Annotated in this window: 24 protein-coding genes, 3 tRNA genes and 1 pseudogene; 8 read left to right on the top strand and 20 right to left on the bottom strand. The window is 40.6% G+C overall.

Going from position 1 to position 26,350, the window contains the following annotated elements; all coding sequences use genetic code 11:
* Positions 1-10: 10 nt before the first annotated feature.
* Positions 11-313 (top strand): ArsR/SmtB family transcription factor, encoded by a 303-nt coding sequence (locus AOB57_RS03980; protein ID WP_193726276.1) that lies wholly within the window; start codon positions 11-13, stop codon positions 311-313.
* Between the two features lie 190 nt (positions 314-503).
* Here AOB57_RS03980 and AOB57_RS14940 read toward each other — a convergent pair whose 3' ends face one another.
* From AOB57_RS14940 to AOB57_RS03970, 3 genes are all read right to left on the bottom strand, one after another.
* Positions 504-950, bottom strand: coding sequence for a methyltransferase domain-containing protein (locus AOB57_RS14940; RefSeq protein ID WP_226999675.1), 447 nt, complete (start codon positions 948-950; stop codon positions 504-506).
* Positions 951-959: 9 nt separating this feature from the next.
* Positions 960-1,265, bottom strand: coding sequence for a class I SAM-dependent methyltransferase (locus AOB57_RS14935; RefSeq protein WP_226999632.1), 306 nt, complete (start codon positions 1,263-1,265; stop codon positions 960-962).
* Positions 1,266-1,433: 168 nt separating this feature from the next.
* Positions 1,434-3,362, bottom strand: a complete 1,929-nt coding sequence (locus AOB57_RS03970; protein ID WP_054299133.1) for a hydantoinase/oxoprolinase family protein — start codon at positions 3,360-3,362, stop codon at positions 1,434-1,436.
* 333 nt (positions 3,363-3,695) lie between these two features.
* On the opposite strand from AOB57_RS03970, the gene AOB57_RS03965 reads away from it, so the two are divergent.
* On the top strand, positions 3,696-4,397 hold the full coding sequence (locus AOB57_RS03965; protein ID WP_054299132.1) for a class I SAM-dependent methyltransferase: 702 nt from the start codon (positions 3,696-3,698) through the stop codon (positions 4,395-4,397).
* Positions 4,398-4,634: 237 nt separating this feature from the next.
* Positions 4,635-4,895: a TSUP family transporter gene (locus tag AOB57_RS03960; RefSeq protein ID WP_226999631.1), complete on the top strand. Its 261-nt coding sequence runs from the start codon at positions 4,635-4,637 to the stop codon at positions 4,893-4,895.
* Between the two features lie 172 nt (positions 4,896-5,067).
* On the opposite strand, the gene AOB57_RS03955 is transcribed toward AOB57_RS03960, so the two are convergent.
* Positions 5,068-6,753, bottom strand: a complete 1,686-nt coding sequence (locus AOB57_RS03955; RefSeq protein ID WP_054299131.1) for a DEAD/DEAH box helicase — start codon at positions 6,751-6,753, stop codon at positions 5,068-5,070.
* A 607-nt stretch (positions 6,754-7,360) separates the two neighbouring features.
* On the bottom strand, positions 7,361-7,804 hold the full coding sequence (locus AOB57_RS03950; RefSeq protein ID WP_054299130.1) for a hypothetical protein: 444 nt from the start codon (positions 7,802-7,804) through the stop codon (positions 7,361-7,363).
* A 223-nt stretch (positions 7,805-8,027) separates the two neighbouring features.
* On the opposite strand from AOB57_RS03950, the gene AOB57_RS03945 reads away from it, so the two are divergent.
* Entirely contained in the window at positions 8,028-8,270 is a 243-nt protein-coding gene (locus tag AOB57_RS03945) for a hypothetical protein (RefSeq protein ID WP_054299129.1), read from the top strand.
* Positions 8,271-8,533: 263 nt separating this feature from the next.
* On the opposite strand, the gene AOB57_RS03940 is transcribed toward AOB57_RS03945, so the two are convergent.
* From AOB57_RS03940 to AOB57_RS03905, 8 genes are all read right to left on the bottom strand, one after another.
* On the bottom strand, positions 8,534-8,902 hold the full coding sequence (locus AOB57_RS03940; RefSeq protein ID WP_226999630.1) for a 4Fe-4S dicluster domain-containing protein: 369 nt from the start codon (positions 8,900-8,902) through the stop codon (positions 8,534-8,536).
* A 12-nt stretch (positions 8,903-8,914) separates the two neighbouring features.
* The gene (locus AOB57_RS03935; RefSeq protein WP_054299128.1) at positions 8,915-9,991 is read right to left on the bottom strand and encodes a hydrogenase large subunit; all 1,077 of its coding nucleotides are present in this window, start codon (positions 9,989-9,991) and stop codon (positions 8,915-8,917) included.
* A gap of 22 nt (positions 9,992-10,013) precedes the next feature.
* Entirely contained in the window at positions 10,014-10,364 is a 351-nt protein-coding gene (locus AOB57_RS03930) for an NADH-quinone oxidoreductase subunit C (protein WP_054299127.1), read from the bottom strand.
* Entirely contained in the window at positions 10,357-10,827 is a 471-nt protein-coding gene (locus tag AOB57_RS03925; RefSeq protein ID WP_054299126.1) for an NADH-quinone oxidoreductase subunit B family protein, read from the bottom strand. The genes AOB57_RS03930 and AOB57_RS03925 overlap by 8 nt, the downstream gene beginning before the upstream one ends.
* Before the next feature lie 13 nt (positions 10,828-10,840).
* Entirely contained in the window at positions 10,841-11,710 is an 870-nt protein-coding gene (locus AOB57_RS03920) for a respiratory chain complex I subunit 1 family protein (RefSeq protein ID WP_054299125.1), read from the bottom strand.
* On the bottom strand, positions 11,707-13,629 hold the full coding sequence (locus tag AOB57_RS03915) for an NADH-quinone oxidoreductase subunit 5 family protein (RefSeq protein WP_054299124.1): 1,923 nt from the start codon (positions 13,627-13,629) through the stop codon (positions 11,707-11,709). Before AOB57_RS03915 ends, AOB57_RS03920 begins: the two co-directional genes overlap by 4 nt.
* 1,329 nt (positions 13,630-14,958) lie before the next feature.
* Entirely contained in the window at positions 14,959-15,192 is a 234-nt protein-coding gene (locus AOB57_RS03910; RefSeq protein WP_054299122.1) for a thioredoxin family protein, read from the bottom strand.
* A gap of 116 nt (positions 15,193-15,308) precedes the next feature.
* Complete coding sequence (locus AOB57_RS03905) at positions 15,309-16,361, bottom strand: permease (protein ID WP_054299121.1); 1,053 nt, start codon at positions 16,359-16,361, stop codon at positions 15,309-15,311.
* 278 nt (positions 16,362-16,639) lie between these two features.
* Here AOB57_RS03905 and AOB57_RS15010 point away from each other — a divergent pair.
* The 4 genes and pseudogenes from AOB57_RS15010 to AOB57_RS03885 all read left to right on the top strand — a co-directional run bounded on the left by AOB57_RS15010 (position 16,640) and on the right by AOB57_RS03885 (position 20,038).
* A pseudogene (locus tag AOB57_RS15010) lies at positions 16,640-17,016 on the top strand (YnfA family protein).
* On the top strand, positions 17,013-17,342 hold the full coding sequence (locus AOB57_RS03895; protein WP_226999629.1) for a YnfA family protein: 330 nt from the start codon (positions 17,013-17,015) through the stop codon (positions 17,340-17,342). Before AOB57_RS15010 ends, AOB57_RS03895 begins: the two are co-directional and overlap by 4 nt.
* 525 nt (positions 17,343-17,867) lie before the next feature.
* Complete coding sequence (locus tag AOB57_RS03890) at positions 17,868-18,749, top strand: class I SAM-dependent methyltransferase (protein ID WP_054299240.1); 882 nt, start codon at positions 17,868-17,870, stop codon at positions 18,747-18,749.
* Between the two features lie 95 nt (positions 18,750-18,844).
* The gene (locus AOB57_RS03885) at positions 18,845-20,038 is read left to right on the top strand and encodes a geranylgeranyl reductase family protein (protein ID WP_054299120.1); all 1,194 of its coding nucleotides are present in this window, start codon (positions 18,845-18,847) and stop codon (positions 20,036-20,038) included.
* A gap of 77 nt (positions 20,039-20,115) precedes the next feature.
* Here the strand turns inward: AOB57_RS03885 and AOB57_RS03880 are convergent, their stop codons facing one another.
* The 7 genes from AOB57_RS03880 to AOB57_RS03850 all read right to left on the bottom strand — a co-directional run bounded on the left by AOB57_RS03880 (position 20,116) and on the right by AOB57_RS03850 (position 25,172).
* Positions 20,116-20,481 (bottom strand): tetratricopeptide repeat protein, encoded by a 366-nt coding sequence (locus tag AOB57_RS03880; protein WP_394339701.1) that lies wholly within the window; start codon positions 20,479-20,481, stop codon positions 20,116-20,118.
* 176 nt (positions 20,482-20,657) lie between these two features.
* On the bottom strand, positions 20,658-21,566 hold the full coding sequence (locus tag AOB57_RS03875; protein ID WP_054299118.1) for a hypothetical protein: 909 nt from the start codon (positions 21,564-21,566) through the stop codon (positions 20,658-20,660).
* A gap of 226 nt (positions 21,567-21,792) precedes the next feature.
* Positions 21,793-23,226 carry a pyruvate kinase gene (gene pyk, locus AOB57_RS03870; RefSeq protein ID WP_054299117.1) on the bottom strand — a complete coding sequence of 478 codons (1,434 nt, stop codon included), beginning with the start codon at positions 23,224-23,226 and terminating at the stop codon, positions 21,793-21,795.
* Positions 23,227-23,299: 73 nt separating this feature from the next.
* A complete protein-coding gene (locus tag AOB57_RS03865) occupies positions 23,300-24,223 on the bottom strand; it encodes a beta/alpha barrel domain-containing protein (RefSeq protein WP_054299116.1) in 924 nt (307 codons plus the stop codon).
* Between the two features lie 550 nt (positions 24,224-24,773).
* A tRNA-Asn gene (locus AOB57_RS03860) sits at positions 24,774-24,846 on the bottom strand.
* A 74-nt stretch (positions 24,847-24,920) separates the two neighbouring features.
* Positions 24,921-24,995, bottom strand: a tRNA-Ile gene (locus tag AOB57_RS03855).
* A 104-nt stretch (positions 24,996-25,099) separates the two neighbouring features.
* Positions 25,100-25,172, bottom strand: a tRNA-Asn gene (locus AOB57_RS03850).
* Positions 25,173-26,350 lie beyond the last annotated feature (1,178 nt).

The following is a 26,350-nucleotide window of genomic DNA, read 5'->3' as shown; positions in this document are numbered from 1 at the left end:
AATTGTTGATATGTTTAATGAAAAAAATGTACAACTCTTCAAGGCACTAAGCGGAGATACAAGATACAGGATTATCAAGGTTCTTCTTGAGGCCGAGCGCAGATTCGAAGAGAATAAATGCGGCACCTATAAAGGAGAGCTATGCGCATGTGAGATCCCGGAGCTAATTGGTAGAACTCAATCAAATACTTCAATGCACCTTGCAAAGTTACAGGATTGGGGGATAATTAAAGTAAGAAAAGAAGGAAAGATGCGACTCTATTCCATAAAAAACGATAAAATCAGGAAGGTTTTGGAAGCCGTCGAAGAATAAATTCTATGCTATCACTTCAATTAAAGCCCAAACCTATCCAGCACGAGAATCTATAAATGAGCAACTATTCAGCCTGGTGAAAAACATTAAGTTACAAATTAAATTACTTAAAATTTGAAATGATGTTTACTATGTTATTCTTTGTGCTCTAAGTGCTATAACTGTATGGTGGAAAAACTAAACGCTTTTCTTACTTCCAGGCTTTAAGCTTTAAACTCTCCGCAGGCAACCCACCATACTGCCTTTTGCTTATATCCAGATCTTCATTCAAAATTTCAGCTGAAAATCCAGCTTCATTTAAAAGCCTGAGATACTCTTCTTTAAGCAAGGCACCTGCAAGGCAGCTTGTCAGAAGATCTTTATCATTTTTCAAATCTTCAGGAAGCTCGGCCAGAAGAACAATATCAGAAATATACATTTCGCCTTCTGGTTTCAGAACCCTGAAGGCTTCCTTAAAAACTTTTTCTTTGTCTAGAGCCAAATTAATTACACAATTACTGATAATAACATCTATTGAGTTGCTTTCAACAGGAAGAGCTTCGATATCTCCAAGGCGAAACTCGACATTTGGATAACCATATTTCAAAGCGTTGGCCTGTGCCTTTTCAATCATAGCCTGAGTCATATCAACTCCTATAATCTTTCCTTAGCTCCCTACCTGTTTTGCTGCAAGGAAACAGTCAAAACCAGCCCCAGAACCAAGATCAAGAACAATATTGCCTGGCTTCAACCCAGCAAATGCTGTTGGGTTCCCACAACCAAGACCCAGGTTTGCATCTGGAACAGCATTGATGTCATTCTCAGAATAGCCAATAGATTTTGATAAATCTGCCGCATTTGAATTTCCACAGCATCCACTAGAACAACACGAGTCGCCTAATATTGCAATTTTTCCATATCTCTCTTTAATTACATCCTTTTTCTCATTTGCATCCGCAGGTATCGCCTTCACTTTCGCTAATTTGTTATTTTATTAGCCTTTAATATGAATCTGGGTTCGCAGATTTTCATACTAAGTTGTTTATATAAGTACATCTGTTTATCTTTGAAATATGTCTATCCTTAAACAATGAGCAATTCATCCTGGTTATATTTAGACCCCTTAGGTGAAGGATTTAGTTTAGAAGGGTAGTTCCCTCACTCCTACTCCCATTATCAGCAGATTTGTTTCCATGGGCGGATGGTTCCAGCCATCAGGTGAGATCGTTTTTTTCTCAACTGAAATTTCAACCTGGTTCCCGCTAAGGCCGCAGTCTCGCATGTAATCTGCAACAAGTTTTTTCCCAAGTTCGGTTGCAGTTTCGAGCGCTTCAGAATATGTATCGAATTTTAGCCTGCTGTCCGGGGCAAAGACCAGGAAATCCTTATCTGGTGACATGAGGCTTGCTGGCCTTATCAGGATTTCAACTCTTTTGATGCCTTTTCCTACAAGCGCTCCGACTGCATTTCCTACTTCGGCATGTTCGGGCACCAGGATTTCTGCGTCAATAATTCCCTCAAGTTCTTTCCTGTGAGCTCGGGCAGGTCCCCCAAGCAGCACAATCGGAATATCCAGTTTGAATTTAGCTGGATAGTTTCCGTCAAGGATCTTTTCAATGGCTGCGTATGGAACGCCTTCCAGGATGTACGAAAGCAGATGAAGTGCCATGTTCTTTGCAACTCTCTTTTTTACAGCAGTGCAGAACTCTCCCGGGGGCATGCGCATGACCCTTGCAAGCCTTTCTGCACCTATTCGGGAAGCTTCCTCATTCCACGCCGTATATTCTCCAAGCACATGCAGGGCATCAGTAGGGGTGAAACCAATTGCTTGCACAAGGCGTTTTCTGATAAGGGAATCTAAAGTTTGAGGATGAAGGTCTTTTCGGATAAGAGCTTTGATTTCGGGCACTGAAACGGGTTCTTCCCTGATAACCTCCAGCACTTCGGCTTCAGCCCTGCTCAATTCTCCTGCCAGGTAGTCAGATCTCACAAAGAATTTTGTTGGCTGAATGTTTTCGCCTAGATCTTCTCTGGGAGGCATGGGTGTCCTTTTGAGGTTATTCAGAAAAGTCGGATATTTTACAGTAGCCATTGCCAGGAGCATGACCCGCCTAGGTCCTAGAAAGAGTTCTCTGTCCACGATCCAGACATGACTGTCTCCGCCTGTAGCGGTTGTTTCCATCCGAATCGCCCGAACACGAGTCTTCCAGCCCCCTACAATGGCTCCCTCATTGTTCAGGTCAGGAACTCCCATACAGATCGAGGAAATATCCGTGCTTGTTCCGCCAACATCAATTACGGCACAGGTCTTAAGTCCTGAGAGGTAAGATGCCCCTACAAGGCTTGCTGCAGGTCCTGAAAAAATAGTCTCGATAGGTTTTTTCAGGGCATCTCTTATCCCCACAACCGAGCCGTCACATTTGAGCATAAGGAGCCGTGCATCAATTCCGCGCTTCACGATATCTGAAATAATTGACTGTACAAACTGTCTTGTTATAGGGATAAGCTGCGCATTCAGGAATGCTGTCACTGCCCTTTCGTAAGCTCCCAACTCCTGGGAAAGTTCATGCCCGCAGACCGCAGGCAATCCAGTGTGCTCAAGAACCAGGTCTCTTGCTCTTATTTCGTGCTCAGGGTTCCTTGTGCTGAAGTAAGAAGATATGGCAAAAGCTGAAACCCGGTCTTTGACCCGCAGTGCAAATTTCTCAATAGCTTCAAGGTCAAGTTTAGCAACCTCTTCTCCGTTATGGTTGTGTCCACCTGCAGCAAAAAGTATGTGTTTGGCAGGTAATTCCTTCTCAAGTGGATGGGCTCCTATGAGGATCAAGGCTACAGGAAAACCCGTGCCTTCAAGAATGGTATTGGTTGAGAGGGTCGTTGAAACCGAAACCAGTTTTACGTCTTTGAGATAGTCAGAATCGAGATCATCAATTACGTTTTTAATGCCAGCAAGAGGATCAGGATAGGTCGTAAGCGCTTTGTTCGACTCTATTATCTCTCCGTCTGAATCCCTTATAAGCACCGCATCGGTATAAGTGCCTCCAGCATCAATCCCAAGGCTATAATGCATGATGAAAACACCCTCTTTGCTTTTTTCAAGTACTTTTGACAGATTTTTGCTTTTCCTGCAAGTAACTGGGGAAAAAATAATCTCAAAACTAATAATTGCTGTAATAAAAATACAATCTTAAAACAATAATATCTGAAAATCTTAGATATATATCTATTTCGAGATGATTTGAAATTATCAGAAACGATAACTTTCTTTAGTCATATAAAAATAATTTAAGATTAGTTTAACCTAGTGTAAGATTAGTTTAACCTAGTGTAAGATTAGTTTAACCTAGTGTAAGATTAGTTTAAGATTAGTTTAATAATTTTATAAGAAAAGGACTCTGTTGTTATGACTCCTGCAAAACCTGCTCAAAATGCTATTCCTAATCTTCTTGAGGATTTTGATGCCCGGATCCTCAGCATTCTCCCTTACTACTCCAGTTTTCATCAGGAGACTATCAATTTAGTTAAATCTCTGCCATCCAGCCCCAGAATCTGGCTGGATACCGGATGTGGAACAGGTTCCCTGGTCAATAAGGCAACTGAGGAATTTTCCACAACAAAATTTCTTTTGCTTGATCCTTCGGAAGGCATGCTGGACCAGGCAAGGGAAAAACTGTCACTCTGCTCTGCAGACAGGCTGGAGTTTCTAAAAGCTTCCCCTACTCAGGATTTTTTGCAGGAATTGGAGGAACAACCTGACGTTGTAACTGCCATACAGTGTCACCATTATCTTAGCCGCGAAGACAGGGCTAAAGCCGTTGGCGTGTGTCACAGGCTTCTAAAAGATAGTGGAATTTACATAACCTTTGAGAACATCAGGCCATTAACCAAAGAGGGGATCATGATAGGAAAAAGGTACTTGCACGATTTCCAGTTAGCTCACGGAAGGACTGAGGAAGAAATAAAGGAGTATCTGGAGCGTTTTGACACTGAGTATTTTCCTATAACTGTCGAAGAGCATCTTAAACTTTTAAGAGATGCTGGATTCAAAGCCGTGGAGATATTCTGGTACTCTTATATGCAGGCTGGCTTTTACTGCATTAAATAGTGATTTCCTATAATGATTTCCTACAATGATCTCCTATAGTGATTTCCTTTGTACAGGTTTATATCCTTCCCTTACAAGCTTTAAAAATCAATTCATAGGTTACTAGCCTTATCCTCCTGATCGATAAGACAAACTTTTATTTTTATGAATGAAATGGTATTAACATCGGCTCTGCATTCTATTTTTGTGGTGAAAAGTTAATAAGAATATTCTTTGAAATATGTCTGGGAGGAGTTTATGGAAGGTTTAGTAATCTATGTACTAATCGGCGTTACTGCAGGCATTTTAAGTGGATTCTTTGGGATTGGTGGTGGGGTTATAATTATTCCTGCACTTGTCTTTTTAGAAGGATTTTCTCAGTTAAAAGCCCAGGGAACTTCTCTGGTTGCTTCTCTGGTTGTATTACTTCCGCTTGTTGGCATACTTGCATTTTTTGAATACTGTATAAGAGGATATACGGATTTATACGCAGACATAATGCATTGCTATGGTTATTAGCGCAAAATTTGGAGCTCAATTGGCAACTTCACTCCCACTTGACATAATGAGAAAAGCTTTTGGCATATTTGAACTAAATGGTGCTCTCAGATTTGTTGAGATTCCCTTTGTCAAAATTTATTGGTATTCCTGAACCTACTCGGTTTCAGGAATCCTGAAAAAAGATATAAGCTTAATAAGAAGCGTATCTCCTCTTCGTAGTTCTATCTCTCGTATAGCTTGTATTGCTTCGAGTGCTATTGTGAGTGTCACCAGCATTCCTGGAATTTCTTCTCTTCGACTTCTGAGCAATTTCCACAAAGGGTTTTCTGCCTCTCTTTTTATTTTTGAAGATTTCGAGCAGGGTTTCGGCTTGGGTGAAGGGTAATGTTACGAAGGAGAAATGCGGGAAAATTTCGACATCTCTTATTTTCAGATCATTTTCTCCAGTCTCTTCTTTTATAAACTCACACAGCCTGTTAGGGTTCGTCATGCCTTCGGCTTTACCCATGGCAATAAAAAGCCTTGTTTTACCTTTCCGGTCAACATAGGAGCTTCCAGAAATCTCCGCATACATACTTTCATCGAACTTTTCCTTGAAAGCACACTTCAGGAGGGCAGCCAGAATTTTTTCGGCGGGATATTCATCCAGGAGCTTTTCGCTCATCTCAAGGCAGTCGCCATATTCCTCTGCTTTTATAGTATCTTCGATCTCGGCTTTTACTCTTGCCCTTTTGGCTTTTATTACATCTTTTATCTCGGGGATTCGGCCCCTCCTCATTTCGGACTTTGAGGTCTTTTTTATGTAGGTTAGTCGCCTGTACTCCGTAGATGTAACGAAAGTAATTGCAGTTCCCTGCTTGCCTGCCCTGCCTGTCCTTCCTATTCTGTGCACATAGGATTCAGGGTCTTGGGGCAGAGAATAGTTGATAACATGGGTTAGATCCATAATATCGATTCCCCGAGCTGCAACGTCAGTTGCTACGAGAATATTTATTTTCTGTTTTCTGAACCGGTTAAGGATCTTTTCCCTTTCATTCTGGGAAATATCGCCGTTCAGGGCATCGGCTGCGTATCCTCTGTCTCCAAGTTTCTGGGCAAGTTGGGCGGTATCGGTTTTTGTCCTGCAGAACACAAGCCCATAGAATTCGTCCTCGATATCAATAATCCTGCACAGAGCTTCGAATTTGTCATTTTCATGAACCTCAAAGTAGATCTGCTCGGTCAGGTTTGCAACAAGTTCTTCTTTTTCAATGGCGACATGCTCATAATCCCGCATGTATTTTTTGACGATGCCAAGGATCGGTTTCGGCATTGTAGCTGAGAAGAAAAGCATGCGCTTCTCAGGCCCGGTTGCCTTTAAGATCTCTTTAATCTCGTCAATAAAGCCCATATTGAGCATCTCGTCGGCTTCGTCCAATACGAAATATTTAATGTGCTCAAGGTTCAGGCTCTTCCGCTCAAGGTGGTCTATAACCCTTCCAGGAGTTCCCACAACGATATCAACTCCACTTTTTAGCATCCTGAGTTGCTGGGTCATGGACTGTCCTCCATATATCGGGAAGATATGCAGCTTTTTGTCTCCTTTCAGGGAGTTTAGTTCTTCTGAAACCTGGATTGCCAGTTCTCGGGTTGGAGTCAGGACTATTGCCTGTACATAACCTGATTTTTCAGGGATTTTTTCTATAATGGGGGCTCCGAAAGCCGTTGTTTTGCCGGTTCCGGTCTGAGCCTGCCCTATAATATCACAATTTCCTTTCAAAAAAAGCGGGATAACTTTTTCCTGAATTGGGGTTGGTTCTTCAAATCCTTTCTTTTTAAGGGCTTTTAACATACTGTCAGAAAGTCCAAGTGCCTTAAATTTTGCTAATTTTTCCATGTACTCACTCTAATATTGACATTTATTTTTCACAGATCATGCAGCTTGCAGACCTGCTGCTTATATACTCTACCGCATACCCGGAAGTATCCTTTGCGGAAGAGGCCACTTATCAAACGGGTACATGATACCGCTAAAAACAGGTAAACACGCCGTGTAAATGGTTAATATCCCCGGGATGCGAGAAGGTGCCTAAGGACCAGGGAAATTCACAACCCATATACATAAAACTTATACAGCAAAAATTCGATTTCTTGGATAAGTTCCGGACGCTTTTTTGAGTTCTTCCCTGTGATACAGGCAGACTGAATTACTAGATTAAATAATATTAGTTAAATAGCCTTTAACTTGGATAGTTACCCTGTAACCCTTTTTCCTGTATATAACCCATTGCTACTCCTCTAATGAGGTCCTTAATTATAAAGCTTTCTATTGTCTGGAATTATCCTTGAGCCAGATGGTTCTGGTTTTTAGGTAAATCTTTCAGGTATCGGTTTGATTATGAGCAACATTGCAGATACAGGTAATACTCATGATTACAGATAATGTTTAAAAATTAAAGACTATGCTTACAGACAGGATCGTAGAAAGTTTTCAATATGCTTGCTCAGTAGTACCAGCCCTGGAACCCAAGTTCATCGGTCAGCATTTCTTTAAGTAGGTTAAGCCTATTCATGGAATACCGGATCTGTTCGGGTTTATCGAGCACTTCTTCGCACCCGGTCTCTTCCTGTATTGTCGTGACCCTCACAAGCTCGGCAAAATTAACGCACTCATCTAGAAAACTGTTGAACAGCTTGCGGGCCTTTACAAGACCTTCAGAAGTCTTGAAATCGGGCTGGATGGTTTTTTCATACTCTGCTCTCTGTCTCATTTCTGAGACCAGGAGGCGTGATTCTACATAATCCCTGACGCTCAGAAGATCCCCAAGCTTCCTGAGATCAGTCCCTACACGCTGGGTAAAGTAAGCAATTTCAAAAGCCCACTGCTTATCAAAATTAATTTCCGGGCCCGCATTGGAAAACGGAATTCTGCTTGTCAGTCCGTCCATCTCCTGTTGTTCATCTTTGCTTTCTTTCTATATTAATATACTAGAGGAAAGAATAAAAGCTTAACTAAATTCACAGGCTCTTTAATTTGTTTTTTTGGTATCTTTTTGGAATGTTATCTTGTTTTAATGGGTTGTTGCAGCTCGCTCTGGCGGGATCGCAATTTCAGGAAATTCCACATCAGGGCTAAAGGCAGGCTTGAAAAACGAATTTTTGGCATGACTGGTGGATTGGAAGCTGACATTTCTATGGCATGGATTTGGCAGGAATGAGAACTGCAATCTTGAAAAAAGTAAAAGGCTTATCAACAAACAGGAAATTGCAAAAGCTATCGCCGTTGCTATTTTCATGAAAGCCAGCTTCAAGATTGGCTGGACAAACATTTACACAAAAATATTTATGGCTTTCTTTTTAAATAAAAAGAGCTTGAAGAACCCGAAGAAAGGAAAGGAGGTTTGTGAGGTCTGATAAAGTAACCACTATATGGATAAAAATCTAATCTAAAGGAAAAATAATGATCCGTAAAAAAGCGTATTGAGTAGACGAGATATCATTATGTAAGTAACAATTGCAAATGAAAGTATTTTTGCTTGAATGGCTATTGAGGGAATCCTTGAAAAAGGATCCCTTAATTGCCATGTTTAGACCGGAGAACGTTCAGTATTGTTTTTCATGTTACTTACTTTCAAAGCTAAAAGCATTATCAAAAAGAATAAATTTAAATTAAATTCTTATTTTGATGATGCTTTTGATGCTTTTGGTTTGTCTACTATCGGAACTGACACTTTTACAGTTTCTTTTGCACCTGTTTTTGTCCTTTGATTAGATACTGATAGACAGTCTTTCGGGCAACCAGCAACGCATTCAGTGCACATTATGCATCTGAATAAGTTAATTTCCCACGTTTTATCGGCTTTGGTAACTGTAATCGCATCCGGAGGACATTTCTTTTGACACAGCCCACAGAGAATACAGTTCTCAGGATTAAAAGTAATACTTCCTTTAAACTCTTTGAAAGGTTCCCTTATCTCGAAGGGGTAAAGTCTGGTAGCAGGTTTACGAGAAATGTTTGTTAGAACAAGATTCAACATACCCATCATATCACCCTTCTTTTATCTTTCAGTGCAGCTAATGCAGGGATCTATAGTAAGTACAACTATAGGCACATCTGCGAGCTTTACGCCTGGGAGCGTCAGTAACAGCGAAGGTATATTTGCAAAGGTAGGGGTTCTTATTTTAAGCCTTTCCAGGTTTTTAGTACCATTACCTTTCACGTAATATACAACCTCACCTCTGCACTGCTCAGTTCTCATAATAGCTTCACCAGTAGGGAAGCCTTTTATGCGTGTTGCAATGTCCCCATTGGGCAGCTTGGAGAGCGCATTCCTTATCAGCTTAATTGACTCATATAATTCAGCGATTCTTACTTTAGTTCTGGCGTAACAATCACCATCTTGTTCGACAGCTGTCTTGAAACCTAGATCCTTATAGATATCCCAGTCTGGTGTGTTTCTTACATCAATTGCGTTCCCGCTTCCTCTAAGTGTAGGACCGGCAGTTCCAGCCTCATATGCGAGCTGTTTTGACATTGTAGCTAATCCTACACATCTTTTCTTAACGGTGTAATTGTTTACGAACACTTTCTCGATATCTTTTATTTGGGGTTCCAATCTATCGAGCATTTTCTGAATCAAATCAATATGCTCATTAGTTAGATCTCTGGAGACTCCTCCAACTTTTGATATCGAATGTATGACTCTGTTTCCAGTGATTCTCTCCAGTACATCCAGTACTCCTTCTCTGTACTTCCAGCATTCGTAAAAAAGGCTTTCAAATCCGAAACCGTCGGCAAACAGGCCAAGCCAGAGTAGGTGACTATGAAGTCTATTGAGTTCACCAACTATCACTCTTATATACTGCGCTCTCTCAGGGATTTCAGTATCGAATAGTTTCTCGACTGCTCGTGTATAGGTGACACCGTGGAGAGCACTGCATATTCCGCATATTCTTTCGCAAATATACGTGGTTTGGTTATAGTCTTTCGTATCTATGAATTTCTCAAGCCCTCTGTGAACATAGCCCAGTGAGGGAAGTGCTCCAACAACAACTTCGTTGTCAATCTCAAGTTTTAACGATATGGGTTCGGGTAAAACGGGATGCTGAGGACCAAACGGTATTACGGTTGTCATATGATTCTCCTCTCAAATTGCTTTAAGCCAAGGGAGCTTTTGGACTGTTTGGCGTTAAGTAAAGGTGGCCTTTGTAATCTATTGCTAAACCTTCAAAGGTCAGTCCGTAGAGATCCTGGTACTCATTCTCGATCAAAAGTGCACATAAATAAATTCCTGACACACTCTTGGGTTTCTCACCTGGTTTCACAAAGTACCTTAAATTTTTTAATTTGTTGTCTTTCTCAAAGATATATATCAGATCGTGACCTTCGTCAGCTTTCTGGCATATCATAGTAGAGTATCGATAGCCATCATTTTTTAAGCCCTCAACCGCTTTTAGCAGTTCGTCGCTGCTTTTTATCTCTGTGGCGTCTATGGTGTTTTCAAGCATTCGATGCCACCTCTTTTCCTTTCAATTTTACCTCTTGTCCTTTAATGTTCCCTTTCTTCTTGTTTTCAAGTATTGAAAGTGCTGCTACTACACCATCAAGTATGGCTTCAGGCCTTGGGGTGCATCCGGGAACATATGCGTCTACAGGTATGACCTGGTCCACTCCACCTATCACGTTGTAACAGTCGTGGAATATTCCGCCTGTGGATGCACAGGCGCCAACTGCTAGAACAACTTTGGGATCTGGAATCTGGTTATATATGTTTTTAAGCACGTTTACATTTTTGTAATTTACCGCGCCTGTAACCACCATTATATCTGCTTGTTTGGGAGTACCGATGTTTAAAACACCAAATCTTTCAGCATCATATAGAGGAGTAAGACAGGCTACTACTTCAATATCACAGCCATTACAACTGTTACAATTCACATGTACAATCCATGGGGATTTTGCCAAACTCATATGTCTCCCTCTTTCACACTATTGTGGCTTCACTAAAGTACAGGTATGCTATGTTTACTATGGAAAGTATCAGTAAAACCGACCAGCTCAGTTTAAGCATCCACTGCCAGTAAACTCTTGCAGTAATGTTGTCTATAAGAGTTACAGTAAAGAAGGCAGCCGCAGATAAAAGTATACCTATCAGTGGGTTTACTGCCCAGAATACGAAAATAAGTCCTGTCAAGAACACGTATTCATAGAAGTGCCCAATCTCAATACCGGCCAAGCCTGGTCCTGAATATTCGGTCGTCATACCTTTAACCAGCTCCTGGTGAGCATGGTGAGAGGTTGAATAATCAAATGGTGATTTTTTCAATTTTATATTCAGAACAACAAACATTGCTATGAATATAAGAGGTGTATAACGCAGTAGAGGGGTCGATGCGTTTACTACTGCAGATAGCTTAAAGGCGCCGGTAAGCAGGTATATTGCAAGAGCATACAATATTAATATTGGTTCATAAGCCAGTATAGCCATGATTTCTCTTGAACTTCCTAGCCTGGCGTATGGAGAACCAGTACTCATTCCTCCTACAATAAGAGCTATTGAAGATACTGTGTACACAAATATTATCATCAGAATATCTGCTTGAAACACTAACATCAAGAGGCTCAGAATTAAGAAGGCTACATATATTACCACATAGAAGTTCTGAGAGGTGTTTACAACCATATTGTCTTTGCTAAGAAGCTTCTTGACATCGTAGTATGGCTGCAAAAGAGGAGGACCTACCCTACCCTGCAATCTTGCAGTAACTATTCTGTCAACCCCTGCGTATAAGCAGCCGATGATAGGAGCTACAAATATAACAAGAGCAGCTATTAAAATATCGGTTGCATTCATATTAATACTCCTCCTGCTAAAAATGCAATCATAATCAGAATTATGGAAATTGCATATCCGAGTGTTGTAAGTTTACTTTCTCCAAAGGTATTATGGAGGTAAATATTAGAGACGTTGCTTTTGTCGTAGGTGCAAAGTCCGTTTCTGAACATTAATTTGTCCATCTCCAAGTTGTTTTCCCCACACATATAATAGTCAGCTTTACGGGGAGTAAACATATTCCTGGTAGCGAAGTAGATCAAGATAGCCAGAGCAAGCGCTACAAATATTGCTGCGTAAGCAAATGCCCCTATCTCGGAAGCAAATTGTCCAGCCTCTCCTGAAATAGCAGGAACAGCGTTGAGCAGAATCTCGACCTGGGGTCTAACGAAGTAATCATATACTGTAAACACAAGTATGCTTGTAACTACTATGGCTAATCCAAGGAATGACAGCGGGAAATATGTTTCCGGTTTTTTGTGGTGAACTGCTTTTTTATCCATGGTGGATGATAATATTGTTCCCATCCATTTAGCATAATAAACCGTAGTAAGTGCACTCCCAAGTATAAGGAACACTATCACGACAGGGTTGCTTGAAGCAGCTTCCATTGATACCCATTTTGTAAGCAGTACACCAAAAGGAGGTAACAGCATTGATACCATTCCCAAAGCTGCAAGCGTGGTGAGAAGGGGAGCCTTATTTATTAATCCTGACATATCCTCGATATCTCTGCTTCCTATAGTATGCTCAATTTCACCTGTGCACAGGAACAGGAGGGCTTTTGAGATTGCGTGGAACAGAATAAGCATAATCGCAGCAGCTACAGCCAGAGGTGTACCAATTCCGGCGCTTGCGATAATTAATCCCAGGTTTGCAATAGTTGAATAAGCGAGGACTCTCTTGGCATTTCTCTGGGATAAGGCTAAAGCAGAGCACATAACGAAGGAAAAGCTACCGTAAGCCGCTATAGCTGTCCCAAGACTCGTGCCTGCAAAAGCCGGCACCAGTTTAACAACTAAAAATACACCAGCATTTACCATTGTACTTGAGTGCAGTAAGGCAGAAACCGGGGTTGGGGCTACCATTGCGCCTAAGAGCCAGCTCTGGAAAGGCATCTGAGCAGATTTTGCAAAGGCTCCGATACAGAGTAAGATAACAGGAAGAGCTACAGCAGCCATTGCTGTTGCATCAGTTCCAGCATAAGTTCCAATTCCAGAAAGGGTCCCTATATTATAATTAGTAGCGAGAAGAATTATGCCTACTGATAAAGCAATTCCACCAACCAAGTTTAAAGCCAGAGCTCTGAAACCGTTGTTAATTCCTTCTTCATCCATGTTGTATGAGATCAACACGAAAGAACACAGAGTTGTTAGTTCCCAGAAAAGGAACAGCCATCCAAGTGTGTCAACCATTACCAGACCATTCATGGATGCAAGGAAAAAGCTCATTGTAAAGTAGAAAGTTTTTTGTCTGTTTAAATGCCTGTGTTCTTCATATTCGTCCATATAACCGGTTGCAAATAATATAATTGCAGTACCGACTATATTAACGATTAATATCATGACCTGAGAAAATTGATCAATATTAAAAGAAGCGCTTTCAGCATGAGGAACATTGGTAAAAGTGTAAGCAAATATAGCTGCTGAAACTATTCCTAGTGCAAGTGTAGGCCAGTTTTTATATTTTGCTGACACGGCAAGAATAAATAGTATCACTAGTACTTCGAGTATAAGGACTATGTTTTCAAACATTGCGAAATTTGGTTCGCTAATCTCAACTACTCCAGTACCATCCAATACTAAATTAACTGATAAAGCTACTCCTATTATGAAAAAAGCCCAGGCCAAATACTTGTATATCGACTTGGGAAGGGCTACGAATAAAAGCGAAAACAGTATGGGTACTGCAATTAATAGCATAACAGTGTTTTCTATCATACAGCGTATCCTCCGATCTATTAATCCTCCGATCTGTTTTATTCTCTGACTTATATGGTAGAATTTACACAATTGAAAAATAAATCAGATATACACAGCGTTTTTATAACCAATTTTTTATATTCCTGAAAGGTTTATTACCGATTTCCCAATTCAACTGCGCAATTCCTGAGCATATAAGAATATGGACTAATAATCCATAAATATTATAATATTCTTATATCAAAATTACAAGAAATAATAATCTGCGAATAATGTCGATATAAATTCGACACGTTGCCAATTCTTAATTATAGCAAAGGCATATTTAAAGATAGTGATTTCCTTTCTACTTTTATATTACTAACAAGAATAATGGACAAATTAGCCCCCAATTATTGTTTTCTTCTTGTTTTGTATTTTATAGTCGGAAATACTATGAAATGCTAATAGATACTACTAAATAGTTTTAGTATACTATTAAAGTATTATAAATTAGCATGCACAAAGCTCTATTTAAACGTAATGATTTTAGTTTATTTTTATATTGTTCCTGATATTTATCTGTTGGATAGCCTCCGGATCTCGTAATTTTTTAAATTTAAAGATCAAAATAAATATTAAATAATATCAATTTATTACAATAATTAATATAACAAAGGCATATTTAAAGAAAGTGATTTTATCTTTATTTTTATATAAATATTGTTGTATGCTGAACAGACAATGGCTTCTAACATAAAAATGCTATTGGAAGTCCGGCTAATGAATAACTGAGACAAAAACAGTATAATAAAGAACATCCCTGTTATGAAAAACATTGATTGAAATTTTGAACGTGATTAAGTTGTTGAACGCTGCTAAAATTGTATTTTTGAGAACACTGATTGAGGGTTAAAACATAGTTAAATGTTATATTTGTGGAAAGGACGAAAATTCTCTGCTTAGAGTAAAGCACAGGAGACTTGGGGCAATAAAGCTCTGCTTTGAGTGCAGGGAAGTGGAAAGCAGCAACAATAATCTCTTTCCTTCATGCGGAGGATGTGATTGTTGCAAGTGAGTATATCCTGAAATATCTTGTAATTAGCTTTTTTCACTCTATTTTCTTCCCTTCAGAAATTTGCAAGTTTCTTCATTTTATAAAAATAGTCTACCTTAAAACCGGTTAAAAAGGCATCAGTCAGGCTTAAAGAGGTTGAAAAAGGCCTGTTTTCTTCCCTTCAGAAATTTGCAAGTTTCTTCATTTTATAAAAATAGTCTACCTTAAAACCGGTTAAAAAGGCATCAGTCAGGCTTAAAGAGGTTGAAAAAGGCCTGTTTTTCAAGTTCGATTGCGACTCTATGATCAGGTTATTTTTTAATCCATTTTTTGATATTATCCAGGCTTGGGACTTTACCTGCGACCTTAACATCTCCGTCAATAACAAGAGCAGGCGTGATCATAACTCCATATTCCAGGATTTTATCAAAGTCATCTACCTTGACAATTTCAGCATCCACCCCTGTTTCTTTTATAGCTTTCTCAGCCAATTCTGCCGTCTTCTTACACTTTGCGCATCCCGTACCCAGTACTTCAATTCTCATATTTTCTACCTCAACTTTTAACGGTGTTTCTTTATTCTGTTTATCAGTTCTTTTTATTGATTACTATGTTTCTCATTTCTTTGCAAGCCATTTTAATTTATTTTAGTTATCTTTGTTCATGCAATCATAATCCCGAATGTATAGCCTGAAACGGTTGCAATCAATACCACCAGGAAAATATAAGTCATTCCTCTTTTTATTCCCATTATCTGGTTAATTACAATCATACTCGGAAGGCTGAGTGCAGGGCCTGCAAGAAGCATGGCAAGTGAAGGTCCTTCTCCCATTCCAAGAAGGGTGAGAGCTTTAATAATAGGTACCTCTGTAAGAGTGGAGAAGTACATCAGGGCTCCTATAATAGATGCAACAAAGCTAGAAGCAAGGGAATTTCCCCCTACGAAATATGCTACAACCTCTTTTGGGAGCACTTCAACAATAATGCCTGCGAAAAATACCCCAATTAGAAGCAGAGGGGTGATTTGTTTGATCAGGAACCAGGTTTCTCCCATCCAGCTTTCAAGTTCCTCTTTCGAGAACCACTTAATAGACAGATATGCAGTAAGCGTTATCAAGGGTATCCAGGCAATTATCTGAGTTATATATTTCCATCCCAAGCCGGACATAATTTCCGGAGCTACAAGCACTATAATAAGCAAAACGAAAAGCTGAGAACTATATCTATGCTTTTCTTCCCCAAAAGTCTTTATTGAGCTGCGCTTCGTTTCCTTTCTTTCGTAAATCGAAGACATTGTCATGCCTATAACTACTGAAAGAAGCACAGCCGAAAATGCCCTTGCAGCTCCAAGGTCATACCCCAGGATTTTTGCGGTATAGACAACTGCTAGAATATTGATTGCTGGGGCAGAGAAAAGAAAAGTGGTTGCAGGACCTATACCTGCCCCTCTTTTGTATATTCCTGCGAAAAGAGGAAGAGTCGTACAACTGCAGACTGCAAGAAGGCAGCCTGAAGCCGCAGCTACGGTATAAGAGATATATTTAGGTGTGTCTGCTCCAAAGAACTTCAATACGGATTCTTTGGAAAAGAGGGAGGCTATTGCTCCAGCCAGAAAAAAGGCAGGTAGAAGGCACATCAAGATGTGCAGGGCCAGATATTCCTGCAGTGACTGAACCCCTACTGATATAAGATATAGAAAATAGTCCAGACTCATTTTGCAGATCCTGAATTGTTATTTCAAATATATTTGAAGAAAACTATATAAAGTTTTCTATTTCAAAACAATTTGAAATAATTGTTTGATTATGCCTATTTCTAGACTAATTTGCCCTGTAAATTAGCTGGCTTCAGAATTCTCTGCTTTCTCTTGTATTTCTCTTGACTTTACCTGTATGCTGCTATCGTAGAATTCCAAGCGGTCTGGCACCTCAATAAATCGGGAATAACCTAAATAAGTGTATTTATATATATTTCTAGCAATATTGGAAGAACATGCTTAATATCGAATCCAGATGTGTCTCCAGAAAAATATGCTTTGTGTATACCATTCTCCTGTTTATTCTTGCCGGCATTTTTGAGATTGGGGGTGGATACCTTCTGTGGTTATGGCTACGTGAGGGCAGGGAGCTTATTTTTGCGTTTGTAGGGGCAATTATCCTTTTTTATACAGAGTCGTGCTGACTTTCCAACCGTCCTACTTCCACAGGATATATGCAACTTATGGAGGCATTTTCGTTGTTATGTCCCTCTTGTGGGGCTGGATCTTCGATAAAATTCCTCCTGATTTTTATGATATCATCGGTGCCCTGATTATTCTTATTGGAGTGTCAATTATTTACTACTGGCCAAGAGAAGGTGATAACAATTGATTGATCCTGCTATTTCTCTTGCTCTGTTTTTCCTGGCTGCACTCTTTGAAATTGGAGGAAGTTACCTTGTCTGGCTGTGGTTAAGAGAAAACAAAGGGATAACACTTGGGCTGCTCGGAGGATTAACATTAGCCATTTACGGGATAATTCCAACCTTCCAGCCAGCACACTTCGGCAGGGTCTATGCTGCCTACGGTGGAATTTATATTGTCTCTTCCCTGATCTGGGGAGTTCTTGCAGATAAGAAAAACCCGGATAAGTACGAGATAATAGGGGCATTGATCGCACTTGCAGGTGTGATGATAATGTTCTACGTGCCTCGTTAACATGTAAGTGTACAGGAAGAATTAGGTTTTATCCTGACCTTTTTAAAATAGAAAGTACCAAATAAATGCGGGATAGGCTAGTTGAAGATAGGAAACGCGAATTTATGGAATTCGTTTTTACTATCCATAAAAACTCAGCTTTCTGTAAAATCTACGTTTTTTCTGTAAAACCTACGTTTTTTGTTTTCGTTTTTAACCCTTAATCTCCTTTATTTCCAAGGAAAAAACAGGACTTTAATGTAGCTGCTTTTATATGTGATTATGAAGTCAAGATTTCCAATCCAGCCAACAACCTAAGTTAACTGAGTTCAACCCGAAAGTTTGTACGCTTGAATGTATTAATATAGAGAGCTTTCCCTCATTGTCCGTGTAAATATAAAAAAATTATAAAACTGAAAGTGAGGAGTTATCTGCAATTCATTCGTTATAAGCGGCTTCACCATGCTGCGTTTTTGTATGAGTTCGATTTCTTTTCCCGGTTATGCTGTGAGAGAGCTTTTATTCCTCGAAAACAAATTCAGAGCTATGTTCGGAGAAATTGGAAGTGTAAGAAATAAGGCTGACGAGGTTTCCCTGCAGATCCTCGCCCTTTTCAGAGAGAGCATCAGTGAGATCCACCTGAACGAGTCTGGGTCCGTATCAGATTATTTCAAGCCTGAATATTCCCATTATATCGTGGTACATACGCCCCTGGATATCCGGTTCCCTGAGAAAAGGGAAGAGTGGAATATGCGTTTTTGCAGGGATGTCGGAGTATCGGTTGTGGAATGTGTTGTAGCTGAAACCGACAGGATTTATGTAAAAGGGCTTATTGCGGTTAACGGCTCAAAAATCTATGCCATCCTTCCCTTTACGACAATAGATGCGGAAAAAACGAAACAGGCAACGTTTCCTGAAGACCGCATGGCTCGTATCCGGTCGCAGGTGCTTCCTGCTGTGCTTCCTGACATCATAGGGGAAACAATCCTCGATATTGGCAGCGGTTTCGGAAGCCTTACTCTGGAGCTTGCAAAAAACAATCTGAATTCGAAGGTTTACGGGATCGATATTCATGACTCTCTTACCGGACAGTCACAGATGAATGCTGATATCCTTGGTGTGACGAATGTGGAATTCAGGACAGGAAGTGCCTATGCCCTGCCTTTTGAATCTGAATTTGCGGAAGTGGCTACCTGTTTCTTCATGCTTCACCACCTCGAAGACATTAAATTTGCCCTGTTCGAGATTAAGAGAGTGCTTAAAAACGGCGGCTTGCTAATTGCGGTAGAACCGCTTGCGCATCAGCACCACCACGGTCCCCAGTTTTCGGAAGTTGAATGGAAAGCGCTTTTTGAGGATGTCGGCTTCGCAGTCGAGGTTGAGAATATGGAAGGAGCAGCGATCCTGAAAGCTGTAAAAAGGATGTGATATCTGAATATAACTATTGAGATTCTCAGGAAAGGATTAATAAACAGTTCCCTGCAAATTGCAAAACAAAAAATGAATAACAGGAAGATCTTTCTATGTTCCCAGATGCCTCTTATGATGTAATTGTGGTAGGCGCAGGTCCCGCAGGATCTACATCCGCCCTTTATGCTGCAAAAAACGGTGCTTCAGTACTTCTTCTTGATAAAAAAAGAGAGATTGGGAGTCCTATTCAATGTGCTGGTTTTCTGCCCGATGCTTCGGAAATTCAGGCCCTGTTACGTGACGCCAGGCTACCGGATACGCTGAAAAACTATCCTGATTCCTGCATGCTACAGAGAATTGATACACAACGTATTTTCCCTCCTAACTGTAATATAAAAGAGTTCGCTGTCAGGGGTGCAGTCCTTGATCGGCGCAGATATGATCAGTTCCTTGCCGAGAAGGCAGCAAGAGCCGGGGCTGAACTCATGGTCAAAACTCGCGTAACGAGAATTGAGGGCACGACGGTTGAAACCTCAGGAATCTTCGGAAAGCACAGAATCAAAGCAAAAGCTATCATAGGAGCTGACGGCCCCAATTCCCTTGTCGCAAAATCAAGAGGGCTTGCGCTTAAGCCTAAATCAAAAGAGATTTCTGTTGCTATTGAATACCAGGTCAGGAATGTGGATGTTGACCCATCTGCTCTGGAAATGTATTTCGGAAAAGACTTTGTGCCAGGCGGTTACGCATGGATTTTTCCCGAAGGTAAAGATCGTGCAAATGTGGGAATAGGGATTCGAAAAGGGTTGGCTGAAAAAGGTGTTTCTGCAAAAGAATACCTGCACCGTTTTATGAGGAGCCATCCTCTTGCAGAGAAGAAATTGAAAGATGGCATAATAATGAATGTGATTGCAGGCATTGTTCCTGTCAATGGCGCTCCGGAAAAAACCGCGACTGAGAACTCACTAATTGTAGGGGACGCAGCCGGGCAGATCTTTGCAACAAACGGAGGCGGAATCCCTCCTGCAATGATTGCCGGAAAAGTGGCAGGAGAAACTGCAGCCGAATTTGCAGCCGGGAAATGCAGGCTTGAAGAATATGACCGCCGATGGCGAGCTCAGTTCGGGTCTTCACTTGAAATATCGGTGCAGGCAAGGCAGCTTATGGATGAAATTATGAAATCCGATACTCTCATGAATGCAGCTTTCAAACTTATTTCCCCAGAACAGATGAAAGTCATGCAATGCGGAAAACTCCCGGCTACCGTTAAACTCGGGCTCCAAGCGTTAAACCGGGCAAAAAAAGCTTGAATGCAAACTTTTTAGAAAAAAGTTTGATCAAAAATCAACGTGACGGCGTGATAAACTGAGAATTCGGGTTTCCAACTTTACACTTCTGTCCTTTCCACAGTTGTTTCTTCTTTCTCTTCCGCTTTTGCTTTGGATGCTCTTATTTTTCTTAATTCGGTTTCGGCATCTTCTTTATTGTACCTTGCTTCCGGGTAGCTAGGTCGGATTTCAAGGGCTTTATTAAAGGAAGCAATAGCTTCTTCGTATCGCTTGAGGACTACGAACTCAAGTCCCTTGAGGTTCCAGACTCCTGCGAAATCAGGTTTTAGCTTCAGAACCTTATCAAAATATTCAATTTTTTTTTCGGGATCGGTTTCTCTGACCCCAAGCGCATACCATTCCTCTGCGGTTTTGCCTTCCACTTTCTTCTTGAATAAGCTGTCCAAAAATCCCAATGATATCACTTCCCATTTGTAAGATTGTCTGGCAGGTAGAAATAAATAATTATTCTCTTGGATAAAATAACAAAAACAAAGTACAACCCAAAACATTAAATCAAAAATAAAATCAGGTAATTTTCATAAACATTAAGAATTCGGTATGTTTAAAAAGAAATATCAAAAATGAAAAATTTGAAAGCTTACTGTGCAAGCATCTGTGCTTCGTTCAATAAGCTTCCGAAATCGGAGGTCATTACAATTTTGGTAATGTTTCCTGAGGTAGTTACGTTGTAGGTTACTCCGCGCTCGGTGGAGTTTGCCTGCAAAGTCTCGATTTTTTCAGCGAAATCGGGTTCTGGATTGAGATAAAGGGACGTCTGCGTATAACTTCCATCATCGAGTTTTTTGAAATCCATGTAGACCTGATCGGCCGGGATATCTGTGGAGTTTGTCTTTGTAATTACTTGCTGGTAGATACTCCCTTCAGGATTCGCTTGACTCAGGAGGGTATCATATTCTGTTGTAGCAGTTGCATTTCCTTCAAGTACATCTATTACATTTTTCGCACTCTGGCGGGAGCCAAGGATAACAGGGCTTCCGACTACGTTCCAGACATCATAGGTACTGTTTGTCCTTGCAAGGAGATAGTAGTTATTGTATGGGATTGCTCCTATGGGTGCAAAGATTCTCTGTTCCGGAATCTGGTGAAGTTCAAACTCGTTGCTACCATTAGCATAAGCTGCATCATAGAGTTTTGTTACATCTGCTCCGTACAGCCAGTCCAGCATGGTTGTATTTCCAACAATTTGTTCAAACGGGGTTCCTGCCGCTTTTTGAAGGTCTACATAGGTTGCACTTATCGCTCCCTGGGGGGTCATGTTCAACCCGTCGGCAATGGAGTTGAACTTATTGTGAACCTGCTTACCAGGAATTTGAGAAAAAGGAATTGTGAGACCTTCCTTTACATTTTCTGTAGAGGAAATATCATTATTGCTATTTTTATCTGAGCTGCCTGTAAAGAATATCATGCAGGCTGACAGAAGCATTGTTAATGCCAAAAAAACAGCCAGAAACTTCTGGTTTTTTGTTGCTGGGTCCTTTCGTTTCATCAATGAAACCTCATAACGCAAAGTTAATTTTTCTGACAGTAAAGATCATGCATTTGATATCTATATAAATTATCTGAGTATATTGTCTAAATATAATGGTTTGAGATCTGCAGAATGAAAAGGTTTTCTAATGTTTCCTTCTAAATTGGATCCTGAATCTCAGACCGGTAATGGGGGTTAAAGCTGAATTCTTCTGCCCTGAGCAAAACTGCCGTCCTTGTCCTTATCACTCAAGGGTGAGAATTTTGAGCATATTTGTGCCTCCGGGCTTTCCTAAAGAAGGACCCTGGGTGAAAATAACAATATCTCCGCTTTTTACAAACTCTAGTTTTTTAGCTTTTTCGGTAGCTTCTTTTTCCCAGCTCTCTATTGTTTCTTCTACGAGAACGGGATAAACTCCATAGGATAGAGAAAGGAAGCTGTAGGTTCTTGGGACGCGGCTGAGAGCGAGAATCCAGGTCTCGGGCTTGAAACGTGAAATCCTGCGCGGAGTTGCTCCGCTTCTTGTAGGGGTCAGTACGGCTGCTACTGGCAATTTCTGCAGGGCTTCATGCACCTGGAGAGTTATTACCTCGTCCACTGACATTTCCCTTTCCGCTATTCCCTTGATTATCGTGTCAAGACCCCATTTTGTCCGAGATCGCCAGTTTTCGGTAGTTTTTGCAATTTTTGCCATCATCTCAACGGCCTCTACGGGATAATTGCCAACTGCTGTTTCTTCCGAAAGCATTACCGCATCCGTGCCGTCAAGGATTGCGTTGGCAACATCTGTCGCCTCTGCACGGGTAGGCCTTATATTATCGGTCATTGAGGCCAGCATGTGAGTGGCTGTAATTACTGGAATTCCAAGAAGTTTCGCACTGTAGATAAGCTCTTTCTGGACTGAGGGAACTTCCTGGATAGGGATTTCGACTCCGAGGTCTCCTCTGGCGACCATAAGTGCATCAGTTTCTTTTAGAATCTCTTGAATATTCTCCACAGCCTGTCGGCGCTCGATTTTAGCAACAATATATACAGGCTTTCCTCTGGCTGCAGCAAAATCCCGGACCTTACGAATATCCTCGACACTTTCCATGAAAGAGATGCTGAAAGTGTCGATCCCTTCACTCAGAGCAAACTCAAGGATTTTGAGATCATTTCCAGTTACAGGATCAATGAAAATCTTCGCTCCGGGAAGGTTAAGTCCTTTTTGAGAATAAAGCTGCCCCCCGACAAGAACCTCGCAAATAACATCTTTTCCCGAGATTTCCAGGCAGCGAAGCTGGATAAATCCGTCACTTAAGTAAATAAGGCTTCCTGGGGTTACACTTTCCGGAAGCTGCTTGTAATTTACAGGAATGCGTTTCTCATTTCCCAGAATCTCGTCAACCGTAAGGGTCACAAAGTTTCCTTTATGAAGCATGATCGGCTCTTTTTCCAGTTTCCCTATGCGGATCTTCGGGCCTGGCAGGTCGGCAAGAATAGCAATCGGCCTGTCAAGGTCTGCTGCAATCCTGCGTACTCTCCGGATTACTTCACTATGGCTCTCAAAGTCCCCGTGAGAAAAATTTATCCTTGCCACATTCATGCCAGCGAGCACAAGTTCCCTGATAACTTCCTCGGAAGAGGAAGCCGGGCCTATGGTACAGACTATTTTCGTCTTATGGTCCGGAATTTGCATGTTTACACGGCCTTTAAGCTTAAACTCTGATCAATGCGCCTTCATACCCCTAATCAGGTCTTCTGGGACCTTCTCATTTGCCTTTGTATATTTTAAGGGCATCTTCAACGCTTGAGTCTTCAACAGTGATTGCATATACAGCATTACACATGCGGATAGCCTCATCCAGAGGTTTCTGGTGTATATTTCTCCCTGTTGCATTTCCCTGAGCGCCGGAAATATGGATCTGGTCATAGAGTTTCTTCAGGAAGGTTTCGACTTCATCGCTTGTACCGCCTGCGCAAACCACTTTGGTACGCCCTGCGGCTTTAATGGCTTCCTTGAAGATCTCGGCAGATTCAGCCCCTTCCTTCTTAGGATAATTGACCTTTACAAAGTCCGTGCCAAGGCAAGCTCCGACTCCGGTTGCTCCTGCTATAAGGTGTGGGTCTCTTTCGTCTTTTACTGCAGCTCCACGCGGGTAAATCCAGAGCACTGATAGCATGCCGTGCTGGTGGGCGTCGTAAATTATTTGAGCAGCCTGCACAAGCATTTCGGCTTCAAACTCGCTGCCAAGATAAATTGTATATCCTACGCCAAGAATTTTAAGCCCGCTGTTTTCCTTAAACTCAACGACTTGGTCAACATCGTACCAGAGATTGCTGAAGGGATCAGCCTGCGCGGTCTTAACAAGGTTTGTTTTGGAGTTTATTTTTACAAGGTATGGCACGTCCCTGTAGTCCATGCCGTAGCGGGCAATAAGCCCTAGCTGCGTTGCGAAAACTCCAATTTTTGCCCTGGATGCTATCCTGAAAAGGTGTTCGGGATCAGCGTCATCTTCAGGTATACCTTCACCGTAAAAATCATCATTGAGATGTTCTACCTTCTGGTCTCCTGCAAAAAGCATTAACCTGCCGGTTCCCCTTGTGATCTCCATATAGTTGTTGATGTATGTCTCACGCATTGCTCTCGGGACATCTAAAGGTACAATTACTTCCTCTTTATTAATTGAAACCATGTATTAAACCTCATTTTATTGATAGCAATTAGTTGGATGGTAGTATTACTGTGAAACTGTATTTATCTATAATCCTTCTTAGTACCTTATCCTCTTTTCTACATTTATAATTTCTCTATTAAGTATTGATACTTTTGCTCAGGAATTGCATATGTTAATTTTCTCCTGAAATTTCTGGCTCCCCTATATGAATATAAAAACTATTCAATTAAAAAATGGTATGTTCTGGAGATTTAAAAATTTAATCAATAAGCAGATTCAGGTAAAATAGAATCTAAAGTAGATTGAGGTAAAATAGAATCTAAAGTAGATTGAGGTAAAATAGAATCTAAAGTAGATTGAGGTAAAATAGAATCTAAAGTAGATTGAGGTAAAATAGAATCTAAAGTAATTTAACAGTTAGAACAAGCCTTGACAAGGATCGGGCAATTGGACAAGCACTAATGCGGTTTAGGAAAAACAAATGCTAAACCTTTTTTTCAATAAACAGAAAGCAAAAATAGCAAGAAAATGATATAATCTTGTATATCTTAAAAAAGTAAGGAATTTACGCCGCTTGCAGGGCTCGAACCTACGACATTCTGGTTAACAGCCAGACACTCTACCAGCTGAGTTAAAGCGGCTCTCTGATAGGAGATTTATTATGTTTTAACCCTTGAATCTCTCTATACAAAAGATTCATTTGATATAAAGTTTATGGGCCTAACCGGATTTGAACCGGTGACCGCTCGGTTATGAGCCGAGCGCTCTAACCTGACTGAGCTACAGGCCCCTACTGGTTATACTATTAGCAATATCTAGCACGGCTTTAATAATAAATTTTTTGCATATGTACTTTCTATTCTGGGATGAACAGTAAAAAATGCAAAAATTTTACGCCGCTTGTAGGACTCGAACCTACGACATTCTGGTTAACAGCCAGACACTCTACCAACTGAGTTAAAGCGGCTTACGTTGTCGGCGGATGTGCCCGTCTTGCCCACCCTATCGCGAACATTCCTAAAGCGATAATATTATTTATATATTTCGCTTGAAACAGTTTTCAAAACAGCATCCAGGCTGAAGGATCAGATAGCTTGAGGGTTTGTTAATCTGGAGTATGAACCCTGTAAGCATCTGTTTCTTCCAGTTTGCTTATTTTTACTCTTCAATCGTCTGCCGTTCGTTAAATACATACCTTATTTAATTGCCATTCAACTTGTTTTACTACTAATATTCTTTAACCCTTATTGAACTAATAAAGTTAAGTTAATATTATTTAATCGATATTAATTAAATTGATTATCGACATTGATCACCTTGACTCGATTTCGACTGATGTCTACTTCGACCTCTTCTTTTAAAATCCTTCGCTTAGAGGCGTCCTATCCTTCCAACAGGCAACCTTATGCCTATTAATCATATAAAAATCACTTCTTTTCGACCCAAAACTTATATCCTTTCAGGAATAATATATCTGATTAGCTTGTTGTAATAGTATGCAGCGAGAACGGGCAGGTCTGATTTTTAAGCAAGACGCTCATTAGCTTAAAATGCCTTTATCTGAGGTCCTGTCCGAGGGAATCAATGTGTTGTCAGTTAAAGGTTAAAAACGACTTTTTAATTTAACTCAAAATTTAGGGTCAGTTGCTTTCCCAAACTGATGATATCCTTTCAGATCTTTCATGTACTGTCAGGGTATCTTTTCGGCTTATTGGCTTTGACCATTAAATCTTGTAGTTTAAAAATGGAAATCCAAGGGGGTTTATTTACGAAACAACTAAAAATATGTCCAAAATGCCATGCTAAACTAAAAGTGAGCTCAGATGGAGAGACCCAGTACTGTAGTATTTGTAAGTACTGGACAAGAGTGGGTACTGCAAGACTGGACTCTATTATGATTTACGGATGAGGACTTTGCAATGGGGAATACAAGTATTTCTATGTTTTGTAGTGTATGCCAGACAAAGTTGAAACGCCAGGTCCTTGGTTCTAACATATTTTATTACTGCCGGAACTGCGGGTGTGTGAGTTCGGAAGCATATTTGACAGGGGGGGTAGAAGTCTTCCAACATCAGAATTCAACATCTGTAAACAGGGCAGCTTCGTCTTTAAGCTTTATGAAGACGCCCAAATCAATGTAATTAA

The sequence above is a fragment of the Methanosarcina flavescens genome (genome assembly GCF_001304615.2).
GTDB classification, from domain to species: domain Archaea; phylum Halobacteriota; class Methanosarcinia; order Methanosarcinales; family Methanosarcinaceae; genus Methanosarcina; species Methanosarcina flavescens.
The sequence above is the reverse complement of the archived record's forward strand: the minus strand, read 5'-3'. Positions and strand labels throughout refer to the sequence as shown.

Excerpts from the sequence above, each read along its gene's own strand:
- AOB57_RS03980 (WP_193726276.1), top strand. The coding sequence starts at position 11 with ATGTTTAATGAAAAAAATGTACAACTCTTCAAGGCACTAAGCGGAGAT.
- AOB57_RS03935 (WP_054299128.1), bottom strand. The coding sequence starts at position 9,991 with ATGACAACCGTAATACCGTTTGGTCCTCAGCATCCCGTTTTACCCGAA.
- AOB57_RS03970 (WP_054299133.1), bottom strand. The coding sequence starts at position 3,362 with ATGCATTATAGCCTTGGGATTGATGCTGGAGGCACTTATACCGATGCG.
- AOB57_RS03905 (WP_054299121.1), bottom strand. The coding sequence starts at position 16,361 with ATGAGTCTGGACTATTTTCTATATCTTATATCAGTAGGGGTTCAGTCA.
- AOB57_RS03890 (WP_054299240.1), top strand. The coding sequence starts at position 17,868 with ATGTTCGGAGAAATTGGAAGTGTAAGAAATAAGGCTGACGAGGTTTCC.
- AOB57_RS03915 (WP_054299124.1), bottom strand. The coding sequence starts at position 13,629 with ATGATAGAAAACACTGTTATGCTATTAATTGCAGTACCCATACTGTTT.
- AOB57_RS03920 (WP_054299125.1), bottom strand. The coding sequence starts at position 11,710 with ATGAATGCAACCGATATTTTAATAGCTGCTCTTGTTATATTTGTAGCT.
- AOB57_RS03965 (WP_054299132.1), top strand. The coding sequence starts at position 3,696 with ATGACTCCTGCAAAACCTGCTCAAAATGCTATTCCTAATCTTCTTGAG.
- AOB57_RS03950 (WP_054299130.1), bottom strand. The coding sequence starts at position 7,804 with ATGGACGGACTGACAAGCAGAATTCCGTTTTCCAATGCGGGCCCGGAA.
- AOB57_RS03940 (WP_226999630.1), bottom strand. The coding sequence starts at position 8,902 with ATGATGGGTATGTTGAATCTTGTTCTAACAAACATTTCTCGTAAACCT.
- AOB57_RS03930 (WP_054299127.1), bottom strand. The coding sequence starts at position 10,364 with ATGCTTGAAAACACCATAGACGCCACAGAGATAAAAAGCAGCGACGAA.
- AOB57_RS03955 (WP_054299131.1), bottom strand. The coding sequence starts at position 6,753 with ATGGAAAAATTAGCAAAATTTAAGGCACTTGGACTTTCTGACAGTATG.
- AOB57_RS03875 (WP_054299118.1), bottom strand. The coding sequence starts at position 21,566 with ATGAAACGAAAGGACCCAGCAACAAAAAACCAGAAGTTTCTGGCTGTT.
- AOB57_RS03960 (WP_226999631.1), top strand. The coding sequence starts at position 4,635 with ATGGAAGGTTTAGTAATCTATGTACTAATCGGCGTTACTGCAGGCATT.
- AOB57_RS03910 (WP_054299122.1), bottom strand. The coding sequence starts at position 15,192 with ATGAGAATTGAAGTACTGGGTACGGGATGCGCAAAGTGTAAGAAGACG.
- AOB57_RS03865 (WP_054299116.1), bottom strand. The coding sequence starts at position 24,223 with ATGGTTTCAATTAATAAAGAGGAAGTAATTGTACCTTTAGATGTCCCG.
- pyk (WP_054299117.1), bottom strand. The coding sequence starts at position 23,226 with ATGCAAATTCCGGACCATAAGACGAAAATAGTCTGTACCATAGGCCCG.
- AOB57_RS03925 (WP_054299126.1), bottom strand. The coding sequence starts at position 10,827 with ATGAGTTTGGCAAAATCCCCATGGATTGTACATGTGAATTGTAACAGT.
- AOB57_RS03885 (WP_054299120.1), top strand. The coding sequence starts at position 18,845 with ATGTTCCCAGATGCCTCTTATGATGTAATTGTGGTAGGCGCAGGTCCC.